This is a genomic window from Arthrobacter crusticola (genome assembly GCF_004357995.1).
In the GTDB taxonomy this organism is placed as follows: domain Bacteria; phylum Actinomycetota; class Actinomycetes; order Actinomycetales; family Micrococcaceae; genus Arthrobacter_D; species Arthrobacter_D crusticola.
The window spans coordinates 580,886-601,663 of sequence record NZ_SMTK01000002.1 but is presented as its reverse complement, the minus strand read 5'-3'; the positions used below and the strand labels follow the sequence as shown (position 1 = coordinate 601,663).

Here is a 20,778-nt window from a genome sequence, read left to right as displayed (position 1 = left end):
ATGACATCCCCCGAACAGCAGCTCCTTCTGGCCTCGGCCTCCGCCTGGGCCCAGGCCGACCCGGATCCGCAGACCGCCGCCGAACTTGAGGCCCTCGTCGACGCCGTACGGCGGGGCGACGCCGCGGCCGGGGCGGAGCTGGGCGACCGGTTCTCCGGGCCGCTGCTGTTCGGCACCGCCGGGCTGCGCGCCGCACTCGGCGCCGGACCGAACCGCATGAACCGGGTCGTGGTCCGGCGCGCCGCCGCCGGCGTCGCGGCGCACGCCCTCGACCTGGCCTCCGCCGAGGCCAGCGGTGCCTATGTGCCGCGCGCCGTCATCGGCTACGACGCCCGCCACAACTCGCGGATCTTCGCCGAGGAAACCGCCGCAATCTTCACCGCAGCGGGCCTTGAAACCTTCCTGATGCCTTCGGAGCTTCCCACCCCGGTCCTCGCCTACGCCGTCCGTGCCCTCGAGTGCGAGGTGGGCATCATGGTGACGGCCAGCCACAACCCACCGCAGGACAACGGGTACAAGGTCTACCTCGGCGGCCGGGCAGTCGCCCCTGAGGCCCGCGGGGTGCAGATCGTGGCGCCCCACGACGCCGGGATCGCCGCGCACATCGCGGCGGTCGGCAGCATCGATTCGGTCCCGCTGGCCGCGGACGGATGGACCGTCCTGCCGGAAAGCATCGAAAAGGACTACGTCACCGCCGTGGCGGCCCTCGCCGACCCCGCGTTCACGGCCCGGGACCTCAACATTGTCCTCACCCCGATGCATGGAGTGGGCGGACGCACCGCGCGGGAGGTGCTGCATGCGGCCGGCTTCGAGAACGTGACGATGGTGGAGCGCCAGGCGGAACCGGACCCCGATTTCCCCACCGTCGCCTTCCCCAACCCGGAGGAGCCGGGAGCCCTTGACCTCGCCCTCGCGACGGCGCAGGAGGCCGACGCGGACCTGGTGATCGCCAACGACCCCGACGCCGACCGCGTCGCGCTGGCCGCCAAGGACCCCGCGACCGGCGCCTGGCGGATGCTTCGCGGCGATGAGGTGGGAACCCTTCTCGGCGCCCATCTCGCCGTCCGCGCCACGGCCGGGGGCTCGACGGGCGGCGCGGTGTTCGCCAACTCGATCGTCTCCTCGCGCCTGCTGGGCCGGGTGGCGGCCGCGGCGGGCATTTCCCACGTGCAGACCCTCACCGGCTTCAAGTGGATCGCCCGGGTGCCCGGCCTCAGCTACGGCTACGAGGAGGCCCTCGGCTACTGCGTGGCTCCCGCGACGGTCCGCGACAAGGACGGCATCTCTGCCGGGCTCCTGCTCGCCGAGCTCGCCGCGGCCACCAAGGCCGCGGGCCGCACGCTGTTCGACCTGCTCGACGACGCCTTCCTTGCCCACGGCCTGCACGCCGCGGACCAGTTGTCCGTCCGGGTCGCCAGCCTCCCGCTGCTGGGCGAGATGATGGCCCGGCTGCGCGCGAACGCGCCGCAGGCGTTCGCCGGATCACCGGTGGCCACCGCCGTCGACCTCTCCCAGGGCTCGGAAAACCTGCCGCCGACCGACGGCCTGCTCTACCTCACCGACGATTCGACCCGGGTGATCATCCGCCCCAGCGGCACCGAGCCCAAGCTCAAGTGCTACCTGGAGGTGATCGAGCCGGTCGCCTCCGCCGAGGGGCTCCCCGACGCGAAAGCCACGGCCCGCGCCCGCCTCGAGGCCGTCCGGGCCGACGTCGGCGCCGCCCTCGGGCTCTGAACCCACCCTCCCGGTTCACGCCGTGCCGCCCGTTCCCCATCTCGTGAAAAGATAGCCCTATGCCTAGCGACGTCTCCCTTGCCTCCTATATCGACCACACCCTCCTGAAGCCCGAAGCCAGCCGTGAGCAGATCCTCGCGGTCTGCGCCGAGGCCGTCGAGCACTCCTTCAAGTCGGTCTGCGTGAACCCGATCTGGGTCAGCACCGTCCACACCGCGCTCAAGGACAGCGGCGTGCTGACCTGCTCCGTCGTCGGCTTCCCCTTCGGCGCCACCCCCACCGAGGTGAAGGTCTTCGAGGCCCGGGGCGCCGTGGCCGACGGCGCCGACGAGGTCGACATGGTCATCGACCTCGCCGCGGCCCGCGCCGGGAACTACGAGGCGCTGGTGCTGGATATCCGCGCCGTGGCCGAGGCCGTCCACGAGGGCGGGGCGATCCTGAAGGTCATTATCGAAACCTCGCAGCTGAACGACGACCAGAAGGTCCTCGCCTGCAGGGCCTCAGTCGAGGCCGGGGCCGACTTCGTGAAGACCTCCACCGGGTTCAACGGCGCCGGCGCCACCGTCGAGGACATCGCCCTGATGCGCCGCACCGTTGGCCCGGACATCGGTGTGAAGGCCTCCGGCGGAGTGCGCACCCTGGCCGACGCCCGCGCCATGATCGACGCCGGCGCAACCCGGATCGGCGCCAGCTCCGGAGTCGCTATCCTTAAGGGTGAACAGGGCGCCTCAGGGTACTGACGGACAGCGCGACCAGCACGATTTCCCTCTCGAAGGAGTACTAATGTCACATTCAGTAGATCCGGGCAGCGTCCCGTCCGACCGTCAGCAGGCGCAGCGCGAGCAGGCGGACAGCGACCGCGCAGGCCGCCCCGAGTCCAAGCAGCCGGCCCACGCCGGCGTCGGCCACCTCGGCGAGAACATCCTGGTCTTCACCATCATGTTCGTGCTGTTCCTCCTCGGCCTGTGGGCCATCAGCTTCTCGAACGGCGAAAACGCGTGGCCCTTCGCCGTGTGCATCGGCCTGGCGTTCCTTGCGTTTTTCATCCCCCAGGGCATCCTGGGCCGCTCGGACACCGGCGCCGACCTCGCCGCCGGCAACCGCACCAAGGCCAAGAAGCGCTCGGCGGCCGTCGACTCCTAAGGTCCGCCCCTGGCCGGGCCTCCGGTCACGCGCCGTATTCTCAGAGGCCGCCCCGTTTCGGGGCGGCCTCTGCTGCGTCCGGGACGCGCGTGCGCGGGGCGTCGCGGCCAGCGGACCCGAAAGCGACGAACGGACCGTATAACGAAGGCACATTCGTCGCGTTGTGGTGCGCCTGTCGCTTCCGGGCGCGCTTGTCGTTCGGGGGTGCGCCCGTCGTACCCCGGCACGATCCGTCGAGCTTCCCCGCGCCACTTCGCGACCGACGCACCCGAGAACGACGAACACACCGCACTTCCCGGGCCCATTCGTCGTTTTGTGGTCCGCTGGTCTCTAGGGGCCGCACCGGTCGCTTCGAGGCGCGCGGGTCGCCCCGGAGTGCGCTCCCCTAGGGAGCGAACACCGCGTCGACGACGTTCTGGGCCCACTCGAGGATCTCGGCGTCGACGAGGTCCCGTCCGCCGATCCGGGCGGTCTTCGGCTTGGGCACGAGCACAGCGTTCAGCGCCGGCTTGACCGAGGCACCCGGGTACATGCGGTTCAGGCGCATCTGCTTCGACTCCGGCAGCTCGGCGGGCGCGAACTTGATGAAATTACCCTGCAGCGCGACGTCGGTCAGTCCGGCGGCCCGGGCCGAGACCCGGAAACGGGCGACGGCGATGAGGTTCGCCACTGGCGGCGGCAGCTCCCCGTAGCGGTCCGTGAGCTCCTCGACGACGCCGTCGATCGCCTCGTTCGTCGTGGCGCCCGCCAGCTTGCGGTACGCCTCCAGGCGCAGCCGCTCCCCCGGCACGTAGTCGTGCGGCAGATGCGCGTTGACCGGCAGTTCGATCTTCATTTCGGCGGCCTTCTCCTCGGCCTCGCCCCTGAAGCTCGCCACCGCCTCGCCGACCAGCCGGATGTACAGGTCGAAGCCGACGCCCTGGATGTGGCCGGACTGCTCCCCGCCGAGCATGTTGCCAGCCCCGCGGATTTCGAGGTCCTTCAGGGCCAGCTGCATGCCGGCGCCGAGCTCGTTGTGGGAGGCCACGGCCTTGAGTCGTTCGAGGGCCACCTCGCCCAGCGGCTTCTCTGTCGGGTACAGGAAGTAGGCGTAGGCCCGTTCCCGGCCCCGGCCGACGCGCCCGCGCAGCTGATGCAGCTGCGAGAGCCCGTAGTTGTCGGCGCGGTCCACGATCAGGGTGTTGGCGTTGGAGATGTCGAGGCCGGTCTCGATGATCGTGGTGCACACGAGCACGTCGAAGCGCTTCTCCCAGAAGTCGACGATGATCTGCTCGAGGCGCGACTCGCTCATCTGCCCGTGCGCCACGGCGACCCGTGCCTCGGGCACCAGTTCGCGCAGCTGCGCGGCGGTGCGGTCGATGGAGGAGACCCGGTTGTGGACGAAGAACACCTGGCCCTCGCGCATGAGCTCACGCCGGATCGCCGCGGAGGCCTGCTTGTCCGTGTACGGCCCGACGTAGGTGAGCACCGGGTGCCGCTCCTCCGGCGGGGTGGCCAGCGTGGAGGTCTCCCGGATGCCCGTCAGCGACATCTCGAGGGTCCGCGGGATCGGGGTGGCGCTCATGGCGAGCACGTCGACATTGGTGCGCATCTTCTTCAGCGCCTCCTTGTGCTCGACGCCGAAGCGCTGCTCCTCGTCGACGATCACCAGCCCGAGGTCCCGAAACGCGACCTCCTTGGAAAGCAGCCGGTGCGTGCCGATCACGACGTCGACGGCGCCGGTGGCAAGCCCCTCAGTGGTCTCCCGGGTCTCCTTGGCGCTCTGGAACCGGGACATCGGCCGCACCGTGACGGGGAAGCCGGAGAAGCGCTCCGAGAAGGTCTCGAAGTGCTGCTGCACCAGCAGCGTCGTCGGCACCAGCACGGCGACCTGCTTGCCGTCCTGGACGGCCTTGAAGGCTGCGCGGACGGCGATCTCGGTCTTGCCGTAACCGACGTCGCCGGAGACGAGGCGGTCCATCGGGACCTCGCGCTCCATGTCGGCCTTGACCTCGTTGATCGTGGTGAGCTGGTCGGGGGTCTCCACGTAGGGGAAGGCCTCCTCGAGCTCGCGCTGCCAGGGCGTGTCGGGGGCGAAGGAGTGCCCGCGCGAGGCCATCCGCGCCGAGTACAGCCGGATCAGCTCCCCGGCGATCTCCTTGACGGCCTTCCGGGCGGAATTCTTGGTCTTGGCCCAGTCCGAGCCGCCCATCTTGCTCAGCGCCGGGGTGTCCCCGCCGACATAGCGCGTCACCTGGTCGAGCTGGTCGGTCGGCACGAAGAGCCGGTCGCCCGGGGCGCCGCGCTTGGAGGGGGCGTACTCCAGGACGAGGTACTCCCGGGTGGTCCGGGTGGGCCCGGCGCCGGTGGAGCGCTGCATCAGTTCGACGAAGCGCGCCACGCCATGCTGCTCGTGCACCACGAAGTCGCCCTCTTTGAGCTGCAGGGGGTCGACGGCGTTGCGCCGGCGCGAGGGCATTTTGCGCATGTCGCGGGTGCCCTGGGCGCTGGTGCGCCCCAGCAGGTCCGCCTCGGTGAGCAGCCCCAGCTTCAGGCCGTCCAAGACGAACCCGCGCCCCGCCCGCGCCGTGGTGATCTCGATGATGCCCGGCTGCGGTTCGGATTCCAGGGAGTCGACCCGCCGGGCCGGGATGTTCGAGTCGGAGAACAGTTCGGCGAGGCGCTTGGCCGGGCCGGGGCCCTCGGTGGCGACGACGACGCGCCAGGAGTCGCGCACCCGCCCGCCGAGAAAGTCCATCATCTCCGAGACGTCGCCCTGGTAACCGCGCGGTTCGCGGGCGTGAAGGGCGAAGCTGTCGACGTCCGCGAGGACGTCCTCCCCGGCGCCGAGGGAGGTGATGCCCCACCAGGCGACGTCGGAGCCCAGCGCCGTGGCGCGTGTGTCGGTGAGGGAGCGGAAGCTTGCGGCCTGCAGGTCGGTGCCGAGCCCGCCGCTGAGGTCGAGTGGTGCGGCGCCGCCGTCGGAGGCCGTGGACCAGGCCGCGGCGAGGAACTCCTCGTTGGTCGCGGCCAGGTCGTGGGCGCGGGCGCGGACCTTCTCGGGTTCGATCACGACGGCGATCGAGCCGGCCGGAAGCTCACCGAGGAAGGGCACCATGGCGTCCACGAGCACCGGAGCGAGCGACTCCATGCCCTCAACGGCGATCCCGCCGGCGATCTTCTCGAGCATGCCGGCCGCGGCGGGCAGTTCGGGCAGCAGCTTCGCCGCACGGGACATCACCGAGGGGGTGATGAGGATTTCCCGGCACGGCGGCGCGTACAGCACCGTGGGGTGCTCGTCGGAGTTCAGGGAGCGCTGGTCGGCCACGGCGAACCATCGCATCGAGTCGATCTCGTCGCCGAAGAACTCGACGCGCACCGGGTGGTCCTCGGTGGGCGGGAACACGTCGATGATGCCGCCGCGCACCGCGAACTCCCCGCGGTGGGCGACCATGTCGACCCGCGCGTAGGCAGCGTCGGCCAGGGACTTCACCACCTCGGTGAAGGCCACCTCGTCGCCGACCTTGACCGAGACCGGCTGCAGCTCACCCAGGCCCGCCACGAGCGGCTGCACGACGGCGCGGATCGGCGCCGCGATGACGCGCACCGGGGAGCCTTCGGGGTGGGCGAGGCGGCGCAGGACGGAGAGCCGGCGCCCCACGGTGTCGGAGCGGGGGGAGAGGCGTTCGTGCGGGAGGGTCTCCCAGCTGGGGAACTCCTCGACGTCGGCCGCCGGAAGGTAGCTGCGCAGCGCGGCCGCGAGGTCCTCGGTTTCCCTGCCGGTGGCGGTGACCGCGAGGACCACCGGCACGGCCGAACCGGATCCGGCGTCGTCGTCCCGGCGCAGGCCGTCGACCATTTCGGCAAGCAGGGCCGCGCGCATTCCGGCCGGGGCGCCGATCTGCAGGTCGGTGCTGCGCTGGCCCACCGGGCGCGCGGCGTTTGCCCGCACCCGCGCGTAGGACGGGTCCTCGGCCAGAGCGGCCCGCAGTCCATTGAGGCTCATGGGTATCTGGTTCCTCACATCGGTGACGCGTTGGATGGTGATCGTCCGGCGCTGGACGTCCTCGAGTGCCGCCGGCCGCCGCTCGAAATCCGGCGGCGGCTGCGGCCGGTTGGAGCCGCAGGACAGCACAAAAGGCCGGAATCCGCTGCGGATCCCGGGAACAGTACCCCAGTTTACCGGCTTCCTTGGCCGGTCCCGGCGCTTCCCGGAACAGGTTCGACCAACCGCGGGCACGTAGGATGGCACAAACGGCTTCCAACCCCCGTCCTACAACCCCGGAGGAACTATGGCACTGAACGCCTCGACCACTCTGCCCTATGACGCCGCGGCCGTAACCCGCGTGTTCACCGACGAAGGATTCCTTCAGCACATGAGCCGCCACGTCGGTGGAGCGCTCGAATCGCTCACCGTCGACGGGGAGATCACCGGCCCCTTCACCCTCACCGCCGTGCGGACCATGCCCACGACGCGGCTGCCGGACATGGCCCGGAAATTCGTCGGAGAGACGCTGACGGTCACCCAGACCGAGCGCTGGGCCGCTCCGGCGGCCGACGGTTCCCGCGAGGCGCGGGTCGAGATGGCCGTGGCAGGTGTTCCGCTGAGCGTCACCGCCGTCCAGCGCCTGGTCGCCGACGGAGAGAAGACCCGCGTCGACCTGCAGGGCGCCGTCAGTTCGTCGATCCCCTTCCTCGGTGGCAAGATCGCAGGCGCAGCCGAACCCATGATCGGCAAGGCGCTGAACATCCAGGCCGCCGAGGCCCAGCGCTGGCTGGAAACCCACTAACTCTCCGCACCCCCATCCCGAAAGACTTCCCCGTGTCCCTGCCTGCACCACTTGCCCTCGTCCTGATCCTCGCCGGGGTCTGGACCCTCATCGTCTGGCCGCCGTTCCTTCGCCGCATCCTCAAGGATCCGCGCGCCCGGGACGAGAAGGGAGCGCCGACGCGCTTCCTGACGGTTCACTTCATGCTCATTTCCACCTCGATGATCCTCGGCCTGGCCACCGCGATCATCGGGGTCCGGGCGCTGGCCGGCTGAGCCTGCCGGTGCCGTCGCGCCGGCCCGGTCCGGGCCGGCCTCCACCTTCCAGCCTTCGACGACCATCGGGGACAGCGGAGAACCGCATCCCGGCAGCGTCAACGCCAGAGGAGCAGCACATGAGCAGCGAACACGGCGGAAGCACTGCGGCGAACCGGGTGCTGCAGCGCTCAAGCTATCCCGAGTGGCTGCGCATCCACGAGATCCTCCGCAAGGAGACCGTCGGCGGGATCATCCTGCTCGTGGTCACCGTCGCCGCCCTGGTCTGGGCCAACTCGCCCGCCGCCGGAAGTTACTTCGCGCTGCGCGACTTCGAGTTCGGCTACGAGCCATGGCACCTGCGGCTCACGGTCGGTGAGTGGGCCGCCGACGGGCTCCTCGCCGTCTTCTTCTTCCTCACCGGCCTCGAGCTGAAACGGGAGTTCGTCGCCGGGGACCTGCGCCGGCCGAGCAGGGCCATCGTCCCGGTGGCGGCGGCCGCCGGCGGCGTCGTCGTCCCGGCGCTGATCTACACGGCAGTCAACCTCTCCTCCCCGGAGACTTTGCGCGGCTGGGCGATCCCAACGGCGACGGACATCGCGTTCGCCCTTGCCGTGCTGGCGGTGATCAGTTCCCACCTGCCGGGTGCCCTGCGGATCTTCCTGCTCACCCTCGCCGTGGTGGACGACCTCATCGCGATCGCCATCATCGCGTTCTTCTACTCGACCGATGTGCACCCCGAATACCTGCTGTGGATGCTGCTGCCGCTCGGCCTCTTCGGCTTCCTGGCCCAGCGCAACCCGAAGTTCTTCGGCCGGAACCTCCCGGCGGCCTGGCTGATCCTGCTGCCCCTGGGCATCGCCGCGTGGGTCCTGATGCATGCCTCCGGCGTCCATGCCACGGTGGCCGGCGTCCTGCTGGGCTTCCTGGTGCCGGTGCTGCACCGCCGGACGCAGGGCTCGGCGGAACCTCCTCCGACGGGCAGGCCGGGCCTGGCCGAGATCTTCGAACACCGGTTCCGGCCGCTGTCCACCGGCGTGGCGATCCCCCTGTTCGCCTTCTTCTCGGCGGGTGTTGCGGTCGGCGGCGCCGAGGGGTTCGTCTCCGCGCTCGGCGACCCGGTGACTCTCGGCATCCTCGCGGCCCTGGTGCTGGGTAAGCCCGCCGGAATCCTGCTCACCACCTGGTGTGTCACGAAGACCACGAGGGCGAGCCTCGATCCCGGGCTCAGCTGGTGGGACGTCCTCGGCGTCGGGATCCTCGCCGGGGTGGGCTTCACCGTCTCCCTGCTGGTGAACGACCTCAGCTTCGACGCCGGCAGCGCGTCCAATGACCATGCGAAGGTGGGGATCCTCTCGGCGTCACTCGCGTCGGCGCTGCTGGCCGCGGTAGTGCTGCGGCTGCGCAATCGGTACTACCGGGCCATCGAGGACGAGGAAAGGCTCGACCTGGACCGGGACGGAATCCCCGACGTGTTTGAGGACCGGGACCGGTAACGTCAATGGAGAAACTTATGGGGGCAGGCATGGCAACGGACACGGCTGCGGAAACGGCACGGACGGCGGCGGGCACGGGCTCGGCGGGCCGGGCGGCGGGCGGACCGCGCGGATCCGAGGTCCCGCTGCTGCGCCGCGGTGACCGGCGGCGAAAGGTCGTGCTCAGCCAGGGCGCGCTGTCGATCGTCGTCGTGCTTGTCGTGGCGGTCCTGTGGCTGCTCGACCCGGATTCCCTTTTCGCCGATCCCCTCTTCCCCGCCGGGATCCTCCTCGAGGCGGGCCTGCTCCTGTTGTGCTTCGTTGTCCCGTGGCAGCGCCTGCCCGCCTCGGCGGCGCTCGCGGTTCCGCTGCTGGATTTCGCCGCAGTGGGGCTGCTGCGCGCCGGTGCCGGTGACCACCTCTCCGGAGTGGGGGTGCTCGCCGCCTTCCCTGCCGCCTGGATCGCCGCCTCCCGCATTCCGACGGCCGCAGCGGCGGCCCTGACCGCCGGCGGATCCCTGTGCATCGTCTGGGGACCACTGCTGTTTGGCGATGCCAGGCCCGGCCCGGCCGAGTTCCTCGGGCCGTTCCTGCTGCCGGTGGTGCTGACGGGACTTGCGGCGTTTATTTCGATCCTCACCACCGAGCGCCGCGCCCAGCAGGAGGCGGTCAGCCGCTCCCAGGCCGCGCTGCGCAGGGCGGCGGCGGAGGGGGTCGAACGCGAACGGCTGCTGGCCACGATCCTCGACACCGTGGGGGTCGGCCTGGTGGTGGTGGACCGCGACGGGCACGATGTCCTGATGAACGCCCGCCAGCGGATCTCTCACGGGCTGGCCGCCCCGCCCGGAAATGACGACCCCAACGAACGGCAGTTGCTGATCTTCGGCCCCGACCGGGAAACCCCGATCCCGGCCGAGGAGCGCCCGGTGCGGCGTGCGGTGCAGGGCGAGAGCTTTGATGACGTCCAGATCTGGCTGGGCAGCGGCCGCGCGCAGCAGGCGGTCTCGGTGTCGGCGCGCGCCATGACCGACGACGACGGCACGTTCGTCGGCACGGTTGTATCCTTCACCGACATCACCTCGCTGCTGAGGGCGCTGCATGCCAAGGATGACTTCCTCTCGAACGTCTCCCATGAATTCCGCACCCCCCTGACCTCGGTCCTTGGCTTCCTTGACCTGATCCTCGACCGCAGGGACTCCCTTGAGCCCGATGTGGTGCGCTACCTCTCGGTGGCGCGGCGCAATGCGCTGCAGCTGGAGGCCCTGGTGGATGACCTCCTCGCCATCAACGCGGGCACCTTCCGGGTGAGGCCGGTGCAGTGCGATGTCGGCGAGCTGATCGGCGCGTGCATCGCCTCCGCCCAGCCGGCGGCCGACGCCGCGGGGGTCCGGCTGATCAACACCGCCCCTGCCGCCCTGCCCGCTGTTGCCGACCCCGTCCGGCTGGGCCAGGCGCTCGACAACCTTGTGTCGAACGCCGTGAAGTACAACCGCCGGGGCGGCACCATCACCGTCGGCGCGGACCTTACCGATGGACTGCTCCGGCTTGGGGTTGAGGACACCGGCATCGGCATCGAGGCCGAAGAGCTCAGCCAGGTGTTCGACCGGTTCTTCCGGTCCCCCGCCGTGCGCGTCTCAACCGTGCAGGGTGTGGGCCTCGGCCTGCTGATCACTAAGAGCATCGTCACCGAACACGGCGGCACAATCAGCGCGGTCAGCGAGCCCGGCCAGGGCAGCACCTTCACCATGACCCTGCCGCAGCCCAGTTGAGCGGCGGGCCCCGGCTCGGGCGCCGGGGTGCTAGCTGTTGGCCGCCAGGAGCGATTCCTCGAGGGCGACCCATGCGAGCATCGCGCACTTCACCCGGGCCGGATAGCGGGAGACCCCTGAGAAGGCCGCGGCATCGCCGAGTACCTCCTCATCGGCCGGGATCGTTCCGCGCGAGCGCATCACCTCGCGGAAGGCGTCGATGAGCCGCACCGCCTCATCCCGTTCGAGCCCCTCCATCAGGTCGGTGAGCACAGACGCTGAGGCCATGGAGATGGCACATCCGGCGCCGTCCCAGCTAAGGGAGGCCACCGTGCCGCCGTCGACGACGGTCCGCAGGGTGATCTCGTCCCCGCACACGGGGTTGAGCTGGTGGGATTCCCCGACCGACCCCGGGCCGGTCTTCTCCAGCAGTCCCGAGCCGTGGCGCTCGCGGGCGTGGTCGAGGATGATCTGCTGGTAGAGCTGTTCGAGGTTGGTTGCCATGTCAGCGCGCTCCAAAGAAGGGACGGACGCCGCCGACGGCCTCCAGGAAGAAGTCAACCTCGTCCGTGGTGTTGTAAAGGTAGGTGCTGGCGCGGGTGGTGGCCGTCAGCCCCAGGCGCCGGTGCAGGGGCTGCGCGCAGTGGTGGCCCACCCGGACGGCGATGCCCTGCTCATCAAGGAACTGTCCGACGTCGTGGGCGTGGACCCCTGCGACGTCGAACGCAGCCAGGCCGATCCGCGGCAGGCCGGCCCGCGGTCCGAGCACCCGGATCCCCTCAATGGCCGACAGTCCCTCCACCAGGCGCGCCCCGAGCTCGCTTTCCCACGCCTCGATGCGGTGCATGCCGGTCTCGGAGAGGTAGTTCGCAGCGGCGCCGAGGGCGATCGCCTGCGAGATGCGCTGGGTTCCGGCCTCGAAGCGGTTCGGGGCCGGGAGGTACTCCGCCCGCTCCATCGTCACGGTGGTGATCATCGAGCCCCCGGTGAGGAAGGGCGGCATCGCATTGAGGAGCTCCGAGCGGCCGTAAAGGGCTCCGATGCCGGTGGGGCCGAGCATCTTGTGCCCGGAGAGCACCAGGAAATCCACGTCGAGTGCCTTCACGTCGACGGGAAGGTGGGGTACCGACTGGCACGCGTCGAGCAGGGTCAGCGCACCGACCTCCCGGGCCAGCCTCACGAGGTCCGCCACGGGGTTGATGGTGCCGAGCACGTTCGAGGCGTGCGTGAAGGCGACGATCTTCGTCGCCGGAGTGATGACGCCGGCGGCGTCCTCGAGCCTGAGGGCGCCGTCGTCGTCCACGGGGAGGAACCGGAGTTCAGCACCGGTGCGGGCCGCCAGTTCCTGCCAGGGGATGAGGTTGGCGTGGTGTTCCATCTCGGTGACGACGATGGTGTCACCCGGACCCACGCGGAAGCGTTCGGCCTCCGCTCCCCCGCGGCCCACGGAGGAGTTGGACATGGCGTAGGCGACCAGGTTGATCGCCTCCGTGGCGTTGGACGTCCACACCAGTTCGTCGGGGCGCGCGTTGATGAAACCGGCGACGGCGGCGCGTGCCGCCTCGTAGGCGTCGGTCGCCTCGACGGCGAGGGTGTGCGCCCCGCGGTGCACCGCGGCATTGCGCTGTTCGTAGAACTCCTGTTCCGCCTCGAGCACGGAGAGGGGGTTCTGGGAGGTGGCTCCAGAGTCGAGGTAGACCAGGGGCCGGCCGTTGACCTCGGCGCCCAGGATCGGGAAGTCATTACGGATGCGCAGCGCTTCGGCGTTCGTGATCGACGCCTCGGCGGGCAGCAGGGTGACGGACGGGGAAACCACGGCCAAAGCGGATGCTCCTTAGGAACGGCAGGCACCGGCCCGGCATGGGCCAGTTAGATCACACAGATCTATCCTAATTCTCGCACGCCCCCCACCGCCCGCGGTGCGGGGCCTCAGAGCCATCCGTCGTCCCCGGCCGATCAGGTGTGTGACGGTCGGCGGTACCACCAGCGAGAACCGCTCCGCGTACTGATCCTTCGGCGACAAGACGGGGCCCGCCCCTGTCATGCCGCCGCCCCCCGGCGGCCGGCCGCCGGGGGGCGGCGAAGTGGGGAGCCGACGACGACTGGGGACGAACCTCGGTCTCGGGAGGTTCTGACGCCGCCGGCTCCGCTTAAGGGTGCCCCACCGACGCCGGGACGGGCCCGGATCCGGAGGTGCAGGTGACCGACGGGCGCGCCGCAGCGCCGTTTGAAAGCGTCGGTCCGAAAGGATGAACCCGAGGTGACACAGCCTTCAATGTGCGGTGGAAGCCGCAGCAGCCATGTCCGCCCATCATGAGACCCTGTTCCTCGAGTGTCACCCAAGCTTGCTGTCCTTCTGGGATTGAGCCTAGGAACAGGCTGATGCCGCCGCACGAGTAGGGGTTACGCTATTTTGCCGGGCGCGCTGCACCGCGATACCCGGTGGCGGTGGTGGACTACGTGCGCTAGCTGCCCCAAGTACCCTGCAGGTGCAGCGATCCACTCACCCGGGGCCAGGGTGGGTGCGGCGGGACCCAGGGGTCGGGGAGGTGCGGGAGGAGGCCCCCTCACCGGTCCTGGCTGTGCTGGAGTTCCTCGCGCCGGTTGATTCCGAGTTTCGCGAAGATCCGGTACAGGTGCCCCTCGACGGTGCGCACCGACACGTTCTGGCGCTCGGCGATGTCCCGGTTGGAGTAGCCTTCGGCGACGAGGGAGACGATGTCCTGCTCCCGCCGGGTCAGCCGGGTGCCGGGGGCGGAGCCGGCCGTCCCGGCCGCGGGCTGGTCTGTGCGGGAGAGCACCGCCGTCAGCCGGGTCTGCGCGTTTCGGGCTTTCTGACCGGCGCCCTGCGAGGTCCACAGCTCGGCCGCGAGCCGGAGGCAGGCTCCGGCGAGGGGGAGGTATCCGGCCTCCTCGGCCGTTGTAGCGGCCTCCGCCAGCCGCACGGGGTCCTGGTCCCGCGCGGCCGCAGCGAAGGCGTTCAGGACCGCTCCCTCCCGTCCTTCAAAATGCCCGGTCAGCTCGGCAAGGGGCGCGAAGGCCCCTGAGTCTCCGAGGCGCGCTGCCTGTTCCAGCGCTGTCGCGGCCACTTCCAGCATGCCGTCGGCCGCTGCGCCGTCCGCGATCTGCCTCAGTTCCGCCGCGACCCTGTGGGACTCGCCGAACAGCGCACCGGCGGCAAGGGCGTAGATCCGTCCGGTGAGCCGCATCTCCCTGCTCCCGCGTTTGGGAACCGTCGTGTATTCGTCGATGAGCGTCTTGGCCCGCGTGGTGTCCGACGCCGCGGCGCAGGCGAAGGCGGCGAGCCCGGTGGCCATGGTGAGCACCTGGGTGACGTCGGACTCCCGAAGTCCCTCCACGGCGAGCAACAGCCGGTCGCGGGCCGCGCCGGTTCTCCCGCTCCTGAGGGCGGCGATACCCTCGAAGAGATCGGACCAGCCGGCGAAGTAGGAGTGATTCCGCGGGGAGTGCCGTGCGTAGTTCTCGAAGACCGCGCGGGCGGAGTTCCACTCCCCTGCATGCACGAGGGACAGGATATGCCGGGAGGCAACGAACTCCCGATAAGTCAGCAGTTGGTGGTCCTCGGCGTCGATCAGGGCCAGGGCCTCGGCGGTGCAGGCCGCTCCCGACACCGGCCGCCCCGTGGAGGCGAGCAGCTCCCCAAGCAGGGCCAGGGCTCCGGTCCGCGTTTCGGCACTGCCATGCCTGCTCTCCACCGCATCCCGCAGCGGCCTCTCGAGGCCGTGGAGCTGCCCCTCGAGCAGCAGGACATAGCAGCGGAGCAGCCGCGCTCCGAGGTGGGAGGTTGCCGCGGCGTCGGGGAGTGCCCGGCTCCTGCCCGTCGACTCGATGGCCTCGATGAGGGAATCCCACTGGTCGATGTCCCTGCGCAGGTCCTCCGGTGACTCCCCCAGGCGCAGCCGGATGTCGAAGGATAGGAGGGTTGCCTCCTTCGCGACGAGCAGGTTCGTGCACCGGAGGCGGGCTTCGTCGACGAGCTCCCGGGCATAGCCGAGGTTGCCGCGCGCGATCTGGGCGCGGGCGATCTCGACGAGCGCCCTGCCGCGGAGCCCGGGCGCCGAGACGGCCCGTGCCGCCCTCAGGGCGAAACCGGGGTCGTTGAGCCGGTTGGCGACGACGGCGGCCCGGAGCAGGCTCTGGTCGTCGGGGGGCACGCCGCAGTCGAGGCCCCAGGCGACACTGCGCAGGAATCCTTCAAGCGATTCGGTCCGGGGATCGAGAACCTCAAGGACGGCACGCCGGATGGCAATGCTGCGGGCGGTGGGGACGGAGGTGCGGAGCACCTCGCTGTAGAGCGGGTGGCTGAGGGAGACGACGCGTTCGGGCGCGGGACCGACGGTGATCAGCTGATCGTCCTGAAGGTTCCGGACGCTGTCCGGATCGGCGCAGCGGGATAGCGCATTCAGGGCGATGGGCTCGGCCAGGGCAACGACTTCAAGGGCCGCCAGGTCGGGAGCGCTCCGTTGGCGCAGCTGGCTTTGGATCAGGTCCACCAGGCGCAGGTCGACGGAGGGCTGGCCGACCATGCGCCACACGCCGTTGCGTTCGACGAGGTATCCCTGCCCGCGGCCCTGCGTCAGCAGTGTCAGTAGGAACAGAGGGTTTCCGCCCGTGGCGCCCGCGAGCAGGTTGCTTGTCCCTGTCAACACATTGCCGCCGAGTACCTGCCGGCACAGTTCGTCCACCGCCGAGGCGTCAAGCGGTTCAAGATCGAAACGCACCAGGAGCCCGTCGCGGCTCAGGGCGAGGAACTCGGCGGGCGGGTGGGGTGCGGCCCTCGACAGGATCAGCAGCCGGGCCCGCCGGGCACTGACGAGCTGAGCCAGCAGGGCGCAGGTGCTCTCGTCGAGTTCGTGCGCGTCGTCGACGACGAAGAGCGGGAGGAGCGAGGACCTGCCCCTCGGCGCGGGGAGGTGTTTCATCAGGCTGCGCAGAATGGCCACGGGCGAACCGACCTCCTCGACCGACAGGCCCTGGAGGTACGGGGAGAGGGCGCCGAAGGGGATACGGCGCAGGGACGAGCCGCCGGTGATCGGGAAAACCTCGGCCGCCCCTCCGAGCTGCTGCACCACCGCGTGGGCGAGCGCGGTCTTGCCGACGCCGGGTTCACCCACCACCATGGCGCCGAATCCCGCCGGGTCGTGGAGCGCGGTGAGAATCCCGTCGATGACCTTCGTCCGTCCGACGAGGGAGACGCCCTCCTGGATTCTCATCATGGCTATCGGTTGTCCGTCTACTTGAAAATCAGGGCAAGCTGCTTGCGGCTCGAGAGACCCAGCTTCGTCAGGATCTGGTGGACATGTCCTTCGACGGTCCGCACCGAGACGTGTTCGGCCTCGGCAATGACTTTATTCGATGCACCTCGGGCCACGAACCGTGCGATCTTCCTTTCCCTCTCGCTGAGGAGCGTCCTGCTGCGCGGCGGCCTCCGGCCCGGCGCGGCGGCCCTGCGGAGTATCTGGTCGGCGTAGATGCCGATCATCGCGTCACCGTCCTCGAGGAACTCGAGGGCGCGCTCCGCCGCGTGTGCCGCCAGTCCATCGTGCCCCGAATAGAGGGCGGCGCTGGCGGCGTCGAGAAGGGCCTCGGAGTTCCGTGCGGCGATCCCCTTGCCCAGCAGCTCCAGGACCCGGGCGAGGGGCCCCTCGGAGGTGGCGGCGGCGGCACACAGCCGCTCCACGAGGTCATCGGAGCCAAGCTGTACCGCTTGGGAGAGGAAGAGGAGCTCCTGGCCCTTGTTGCCGGCAGCGGCATTCGCCTCCGCCCGGGACCGCAGCTTCTCGCGCGCTGGTCCCGGCTCGCCCAGCGCAGCCCCGGCGAGGATACAGAAGTATTCGGCGCTGTCCCGGTAATGCCATGAATGGCGTTCGGAGTCCAGGTCGACGGCGCCCAGGTGCTCCCGGGCCGCGGGCAGGTCCCCCCGGAGCGCGAGGATGTAGGCTCCGGCGGCCTCCGCGAGGGGCAGCAGTCCGTGGCTGTCGCTGGCCCGCAGCTGGCTGATGGCCGGAACGAGCCGGTCCAGCGCGTCCTGGCTGCGGCCGGCGAAGGCGTGAAGCAAACCTTCGGTGAACTCCGAAGCCGAGCCGTCGTAGATGCTTGCATCGGCCTCCCGTTCGGGGGCCTCGGCCATCGCCAGTGCCTCGTTCCAGTACCCGGCAGCCAGCAGTGCGGTGAAGAGGTGGGTTCCGGCCCGCTCAATCTCCAGGGGGTCCCGCTCCGCCCCGACGAGCCGGGCGACAAGGGAACGGGCGGTTTCCACGGCGGCCTCCTGGCGGCCGGCCATGGCCAGGGCCGAGGCGAGCAGTCCCTGGAGTCGAGAGGTGGGCCGGCCGTGCGCCGAGCGCGCCTCGATCCGTCCAGGGAGGGACTCGGTGAGCCCGGCCGAGCGGCCCTCGAACAGTTCACGCTCCGCGGCGAAGTCCTCAAGCTGTTCGAGGAGGTCCTGCACCTCCTCCGCAGGGGCGGAGGACAGCCGCGCACCGGCCGCGTCGAGCAGCGGGGCCGTCTCGCTGTGCCGCTGGTGGCTGCGCATCGTCAGCTCCGCCTTCGTCAGCATCAGCTCCACCTCCAGCCGCAGCCCGACCGGTGGAACGCCGTCACCGAGCAGGGGGTCGATGGTAGCCAGGGCGGCATCGATCCGGCGTTCCAGGGCCAGCGCGCGTGCAGCCTCGAGAACGGTCGCTGGGCCGCGCTCGGCGTCGGCAACCGCTTCGAGGAACCTCAGGGCCGCCGACGGCTCGGACCGCAGGTTGGCCTCCCGCGCCGCCTCGACCAGCGCCGGGGCCTCAACCGAAATCCCGTTGTCAAGGCACCACCGGATCAGGGACGCACGGCTCGGCGGGGGCATCGAACTGTCCGTGCGCATGGAATTGAGCGTTGAAAGCGCAGCGCGTCCCGGCACGGACACAAGCTGGGAGCGCAGCGACTCGGCCAGCCCCTCGTCGGAAAGGCGCACCAGAGGAGGACCACCCTGTTCCGCCCAGAGGATGCCCTGCTCCTGCAGGGCATTGACCGGCTCCGGCGGGAACACCTTGAGCAGCAGGTCCAGGGGAACCGCACCGACGACGGCGACGGTCTCGAGCAGCGGACGCTGGTCCGCGGAGATCCGCTCGAGCTGGCCGGTGACGCACTCGGTCATGGGCTTGCCCGCGCGGGACCCGCCGCCGCCTGAAACCCAAACTCCGTCGCTCAGGGCGAGGTGCCCTGATTCGACGTCGGCGAGGGTGATCGCCTGAAGGTACCGGGGGTTTCCGCCGCTTGCCTGCCAAAGCCCGAGGGCCACCGAGCGGGAAACGGGGTTGCCCAGCGCGGCCGTGAGCAGCTCGGTCGTCTTCTCAAGGTCGAGGGGTTCGACGTCGAGCCGGTGCACGACGTCGTCCTTCCACAGGTTGAAAAGCTCGAGCGGTGCACGCTGCATGTCCCCGCAGATGCCCAGGATGCGCACCGATCCCACGCGGACGAGGTGGGCGATGACCATCGCCGAGAAATCGTCGAAGTCCTCGATATTGTCGAGGACCATCAGGGTGCGGGCGCCCCCGGTGGCGGGATGGAAGCGGCTTTGGAGCGAGCTCAGGAGCATGAGCGGATTGGCCGAGGTTTCCTCGTCAAGCTGGGCAAGGACCATGCTGAGCACGCCGTAGGGGGTGTCCGCTATGGCTGCTGAGCCGCGCAGGTAGAGCACCTCGAAATCCCGGGCAAGGTCGCTGCTGACCCGGCGGGCAATGAGGGTCTTTCCCACCCCGGCCTGTCCGACGAGGACCACCCCACCACCCGAGGCCTGCACGAGGGCCTTTCGGGCATAGTCGATCTCCGCGGAACGCCCCACGAGGGGCCAGCTGCTGTCCTGGCCCATCATGTGCGGCGCCCCAGCACACTTTTCCCGGCCCCAACCGGCAGCCCCGGTCCGGAACCGGGGCCGGTACCACAAGTCACCATTGAGTCCGCCCCACAACGATCGTCTTGGAGCATCACACTACCGCGCCGCGCAAAGAAAGCCACCGAAGCCTCGAACAAGGTTTGATGCTGTAGTGTTCGCACCTGTCCCACCTGCCCCGCCCCGCACGGGCGCGGAGCCGCGCCGGCGCGAACGGCTCTCAACCGGCAGGAGCGTGGAATTTCTGCTGGGCGGCAACGAGTCCGGTCCGGATTACGGCCTCGACGGCGTCTGCTGCATCCTCGAGGAGGAAGGGCAGTTCCTTCTTTTCCGCGGTGCCGAAGTCCTTGAGGACGAAGTCGGCCGTGTCCTGCCGACCGGGAGGACGCCCGACACCGACCCGCACCCGGAGGTAGTCCTTCGTGCCCAGGGCCCTGCTGATGTCCCGGAGGCCGTTGTGCCCGCCTTCGCCCCCGCCGCCCTTGAGCCGGACCGTATTAAAGGGGATGTCGATCTCGTCGTGCACCGCAAGAACCCGCTCGGCGGGGATTCCGTAGAATTTCGCCAGCGCGGAGACGGGTCCGCCGGAGAGGTTCATATACGTCAGCGGCTTCATCAGGACCACGCGCGGGCCGCCGGGTCCAAGCCGTCCCTCGAGGGCCACCGCCTGCGTCCGGGTTGACCGGAACCGCCCGTTGAGGCGTGCTGCCAGAAGGTCAAGGACCATCGAACCCACATTGTGGCGGTTACCGCTGTAGCCGGGCCCGGGGTTTCCGAGCCCGGCTACGAGCCATGCATCAGTTGGCATGAAGGCCGGCAGGATTAGCTGTTGTCGGCAGCGGGCTCGGCTGCGCCGGCTTCCTCAGCGGGGGCCTCGGTCTCACCGAGGTCCTGAACCGTCGGAGCGGCGAGGTTGACGATGAGCGTGTCGGCGTCGATCAGGAGCCGGGTGCCCGCGGGCAGCTGAATGTCGGAAGCGTGGATGTGCTCGCCGACCTGGCGGCCCTCGATGTTGACGGTGAGGCTTTCGGGCAGGTGGGTGGCCTCGGCTTCGACGAGCACCGTGTTGCTTTCGAGGTTGACGACGACCTCGGGAGCGGCCTCGCCCTCGATGTGGATGGTGACGTCGACTTCGACCTTCTCGCCGCGGCGGACCGTCAGCAGGTCGATGTGCTCGATGATCTGCTTCAGCGGGTTGCGCTGGATATCCTTGGCGAGGGCCAGGTGCTCGGTGCCGTCGACCTCGAGGGTGAGCAGGGCGTTGGGGGTGCGCACGGCGAGGGTCGTGGCCTTCGCGGGGAGCAGGACGTGGAGCGGATCCCCGCCGTGCCCGTAGATCACTGCGGGGATCTTGTTGGCGCGGCGGGCCTGGCGGGCCGCGCCCTTGCCGAATTCGCTGCGTACTTCTGCTGGGAGCTTCTGCTCTGACATCGGGGTCTCCTCGTGGAACGCTGGATAACTGGTGCGCCGGTGGCGCGGCCAGCCTGTGGACGTTGCCGGGACGTTGAGGAGCGCGTCTAGAAACCGCTCACTGCTGGTGTAAGCACCAGCCGCTGAAAGTCGCTAGCCACCGTCGATCACGGAGTCCGCCCGATTTCTCGGGCCGCTCCCTCGCCTAGGCATCGCAGACCATCTTACAGCACCCCCGGTGGGCTCCCTGCCCGCTCGTGCTGTTCAGCACGTCGGCCCATCTGGTCCTCGCGGCCTCCGCGCCCGCCGTCCTGCGGTTGTCGGGACCGGAGCACAAGGCCGGTTCTGGTGCGCTCGTGATTCTGTGTGCCC

At 69.9% G+C, this 20,778-nt stretch carries 14 protein-coding genes; 7 read left to right on the top strand and 7 right to left on the bottom strand.

What is annotated here, in order from left to right; genetic code table 11:
• From E2F48_RS06690 to E2F48_RS06680, 3 genes are read left to right on the top strand one after another with little or no spacing between them, the layout of a single operon-like run.
• Entirely contained in the window at positions 1-1,734 is a 1,734-nt protein-coding gene (locus E2F48_RS06690) for a phospho-sugar mutase (RefSeq protein ID WP_133403198.1), read from the top strand.
• Positions 1,735-1,793: 59 nt separating this feature from the next.
• Positions 1,794-2,474: a deoxyribose-phosphate aldolase gene (gene deoC / locus E2F48_RS06685; protein WP_133403197.1), complete on the top strand. Its 681-nt coding sequence runs from the start codon at positions 1,794-1,796 to the stop codon at positions 2,472-2,474.
• A 43-nt stretch (positions 2,475-2,517) separates the two neighbouring features.
• Positions 2,518-2,877, top strand: coding sequence for a hypothetical protein (locus E2F48_RS06680; protein WP_133403196.1), 360 nt, complete (start codon positions 2,518-2,520; stop codon positions 2,875-2,877).
• Between the two features lie 385 nt (positions 2,878-3,262).
• On the opposite strand, the gene mfd is transcribed toward E2F48_RS06680, so the two are convergent.
• On the bottom strand, positions 3,263-6,862 hold the full coding sequence (gene mfd, locus E2F48_RS06675) for a transcription-repair coupling factor (protein ID WP_133403195.1): 3,600 nt from the start codon (positions 6,860-6,862) through the stop codon (positions 3,263-3,265).
• A 286-nt stretch (positions 6,863-7,148) separates the two neighbouring features.
• On the opposite strand from mfd, the gene E2F48_RS06670 reads away from it, so the two are divergent.
• The 4 genes from E2F48_RS06670 to E2F48_RS06655 all read left to right on the top strand — a co-directional run bounded on the left by E2F48_RS06670 (position 7,149) and on the right by E2F48_RS06655 (position 11,123).
• Entirely contained in the window at positions 7,149-7,646 is a 498-nt protein-coding gene (locus E2F48_RS06670) for a DUF2505 domain-containing protein (protein WP_133403194.1), read from the top strand.
• A 32-nt stretch (positions 7,647-7,678) separates the two neighbouring features.
• The gene (locus tag E2F48_RS06665; protein ID WP_120166842.1) at positions 7,679-7,900 is read left to right on the top strand and encodes an SCO4848 family membrane protein; all 222 of its coding nucleotides are present in this window, start codon (positions 7,679-7,681) and stop codon (positions 7,898-7,900) included.
• A gap of 119 nt (positions 7,901-8,019) precedes the next feature.
• Entirely contained in the window at positions 8,020-9,375 is a 1,356-nt protein-coding gene (gene nhaA / locus E2F48_RS06660) for a Na+/H+ antiporter NhaA (protein WP_133403193.1), read from the top strand.
• 29 nt (positions 9,376-9,404) lie between these two features.
• Positions 9,405-11,123, top strand: coding sequence for a sensor histidine kinase (locus E2F48_RS06655; RefSeq protein WP_165968707.1), 1,719 nt, complete (start codon positions 9,405-9,407; stop codon positions 11,121-11,123).
• A 30-nt stretch (positions 11,124-11,153) separates the two neighbouring features.
• On the opposite strand, the gene sufU is transcribed toward E2F48_RS06655, so the two are convergent.
• From sufU to E2F48_RS06625, 6 genes are all read right to left on the bottom strand, one after another.
• Positions 11,154-11,606 carry a Fe-S cluster assembly sulfur transfer protein SufU gene (gene sufU / locus E2F48_RS06650; RefSeq protein WP_133403191.1) on the bottom strand — a complete coding sequence of 151 codons (453 nt, stop codon included), beginning with the start codon at positions 11,604-11,606 and terminating at the stop codon, positions 11,154-11,156.
• Between the two features lies 1 nt (position 11,607).
• A complete protein-coding gene (locus E2F48_RS06645; RefSeq protein WP_133403190.1) occupies positions 11,608-12,924 on the bottom strand; it encodes a cysteine desulfurase in 1,317 nt (438 codons plus the stop codon).
• 745 nt (positions 12,925-13,669) lie between these two features.
• Positions 13,670-16,339 carry a LuxR C-terminal-related transcriptional regulator gene (locus E2F48_RS06640; protein WP_133403189.1) on the bottom strand — a complete coding sequence of 890 codons (2,670 nt, stop codon included), beginning with the start codon at positions 16,337-16,339 and terminating at the stop codon, positions 13,670-13,672.
• 17 nt (positions 16,340-16,356) lie between these two features.
• Positions 16,357-18,978 carry a LuxR C-terminal-related transcriptional regulator gene (locus tag E2F48_RS06635; RefSeq protein WP_133403188.1) on the bottom strand — a complete coding sequence of 874 codons (2,622 nt, stop codon included), beginning with the start codon at positions 18,976-18,978 and terminating at the stop codon, positions 16,357-16,359.
• A gap of 238 nt (positions 18,979-19,216) precedes the next feature.
• On the bottom strand, positions 19,217-19,804 hold the full coding sequence (gene pth / locus E2F48_RS06630; protein WP_133403187.1) for an aminoacyl-tRNA hydrolase: 588 nt from the start codon (positions 19,802-19,804) through the stop codon (positions 19,217-19,219).
• Between the two features lie 14 nt (positions 19,805-19,818).
• Complete coding sequence (locus tag E2F48_RS06625) at positions 19,819-20,427, bottom strand: 50S ribosomal protein L25/general stress protein Ctc (protein ID WP_133403186.1); 609 nt, start codon at positions 20,425-20,427, stop codon at positions 19,819-19,821.
• Positions 20,428-20,778 lie beyond the last annotated feature (351 nt).

Bases quoted from the DNA above. Each gene is read 5' to 3' on its own strand.
- E2F48_RS06690 (WP_133403198.1), top strand. From the start codon at position 1: ATGACATCCCCCGAACAGCAGCTCCTTCTGGCCTCGGCCTCCGCCTGG.
- deoC (WP_133403197.1), top strand. From the start codon at position 1,794: ATGCCTAGCGACGTCTCCCTTGCCTCCTATATCGACCACACCCTCCTG.
- E2F48_RS06680 (WP_133403196.1), top strand. From the start codon at position 2,518: ATGTCACATTCAGTAGATCCGGGCAGCGTCCCGTCCGACCGTCAGCAG.
- mfd (WP_133403195.1), bottom strand. From the start codon at position 6,862: ATGAGCCTCAATGGACTGCGGGCCGCTCTGGCCGAGGACCCGTCCTAC.
- E2F48_RS06670 (WP_133403194.1), top strand. From the start codon at position 7,149: ATGGCACTGAACGCCTCGACCACTCTGCCCTATGACGCCGCGGCCGTA.
- nhaA (WP_133403193.1), top strand. From the start codon at position 8,020: ATGAGCAGCGAACACGGCGGAAGCACTGCGGCGAACCGGGTGCTGCAG.
- E2F48_RS06655 (WP_165968707.1), top strand. From the start codon at position 9,405: ATGGCAACGGACACGGCTGCGGAAACGGCACGGACGGCGGCGGGCACG.
- sufU (WP_133403191.1), bottom strand. From the start codon at position 11,606: ATGGCAACCAACCTCGAACAGCTCTACCAGCAGATCATCCTCGACCAC.
- E2F48_RS06640 (WP_133403189.1), bottom strand. From the start codon at position 16,339: ATGATGAGAATCCAGGAGGGCGTCTCCCTCGTCGGACGGACGAAGGTC.
- E2F48_RS06635 (WP_133403188.1), bottom strand. From the start codon at position 18,978: ATGATGGGCCAGGACAGCAGCTGGCCCCTCGTGGGGCGTTCCGCGGAG.
- pth (WP_133403187.1), bottom strand. From the start codon at position 19,804: ATGCCAACTGATGCATGGCTCGTAGCCGGGCTCGGAAACCCCGGGCCC.
- E2F48_RS06625 (WP_133403186.1), bottom strand. From the start codon at position 20,427: ATGTCAGAGCAGAAGCTCCCAGCAGAAGTACGCAGCGAATTCGGCAAG.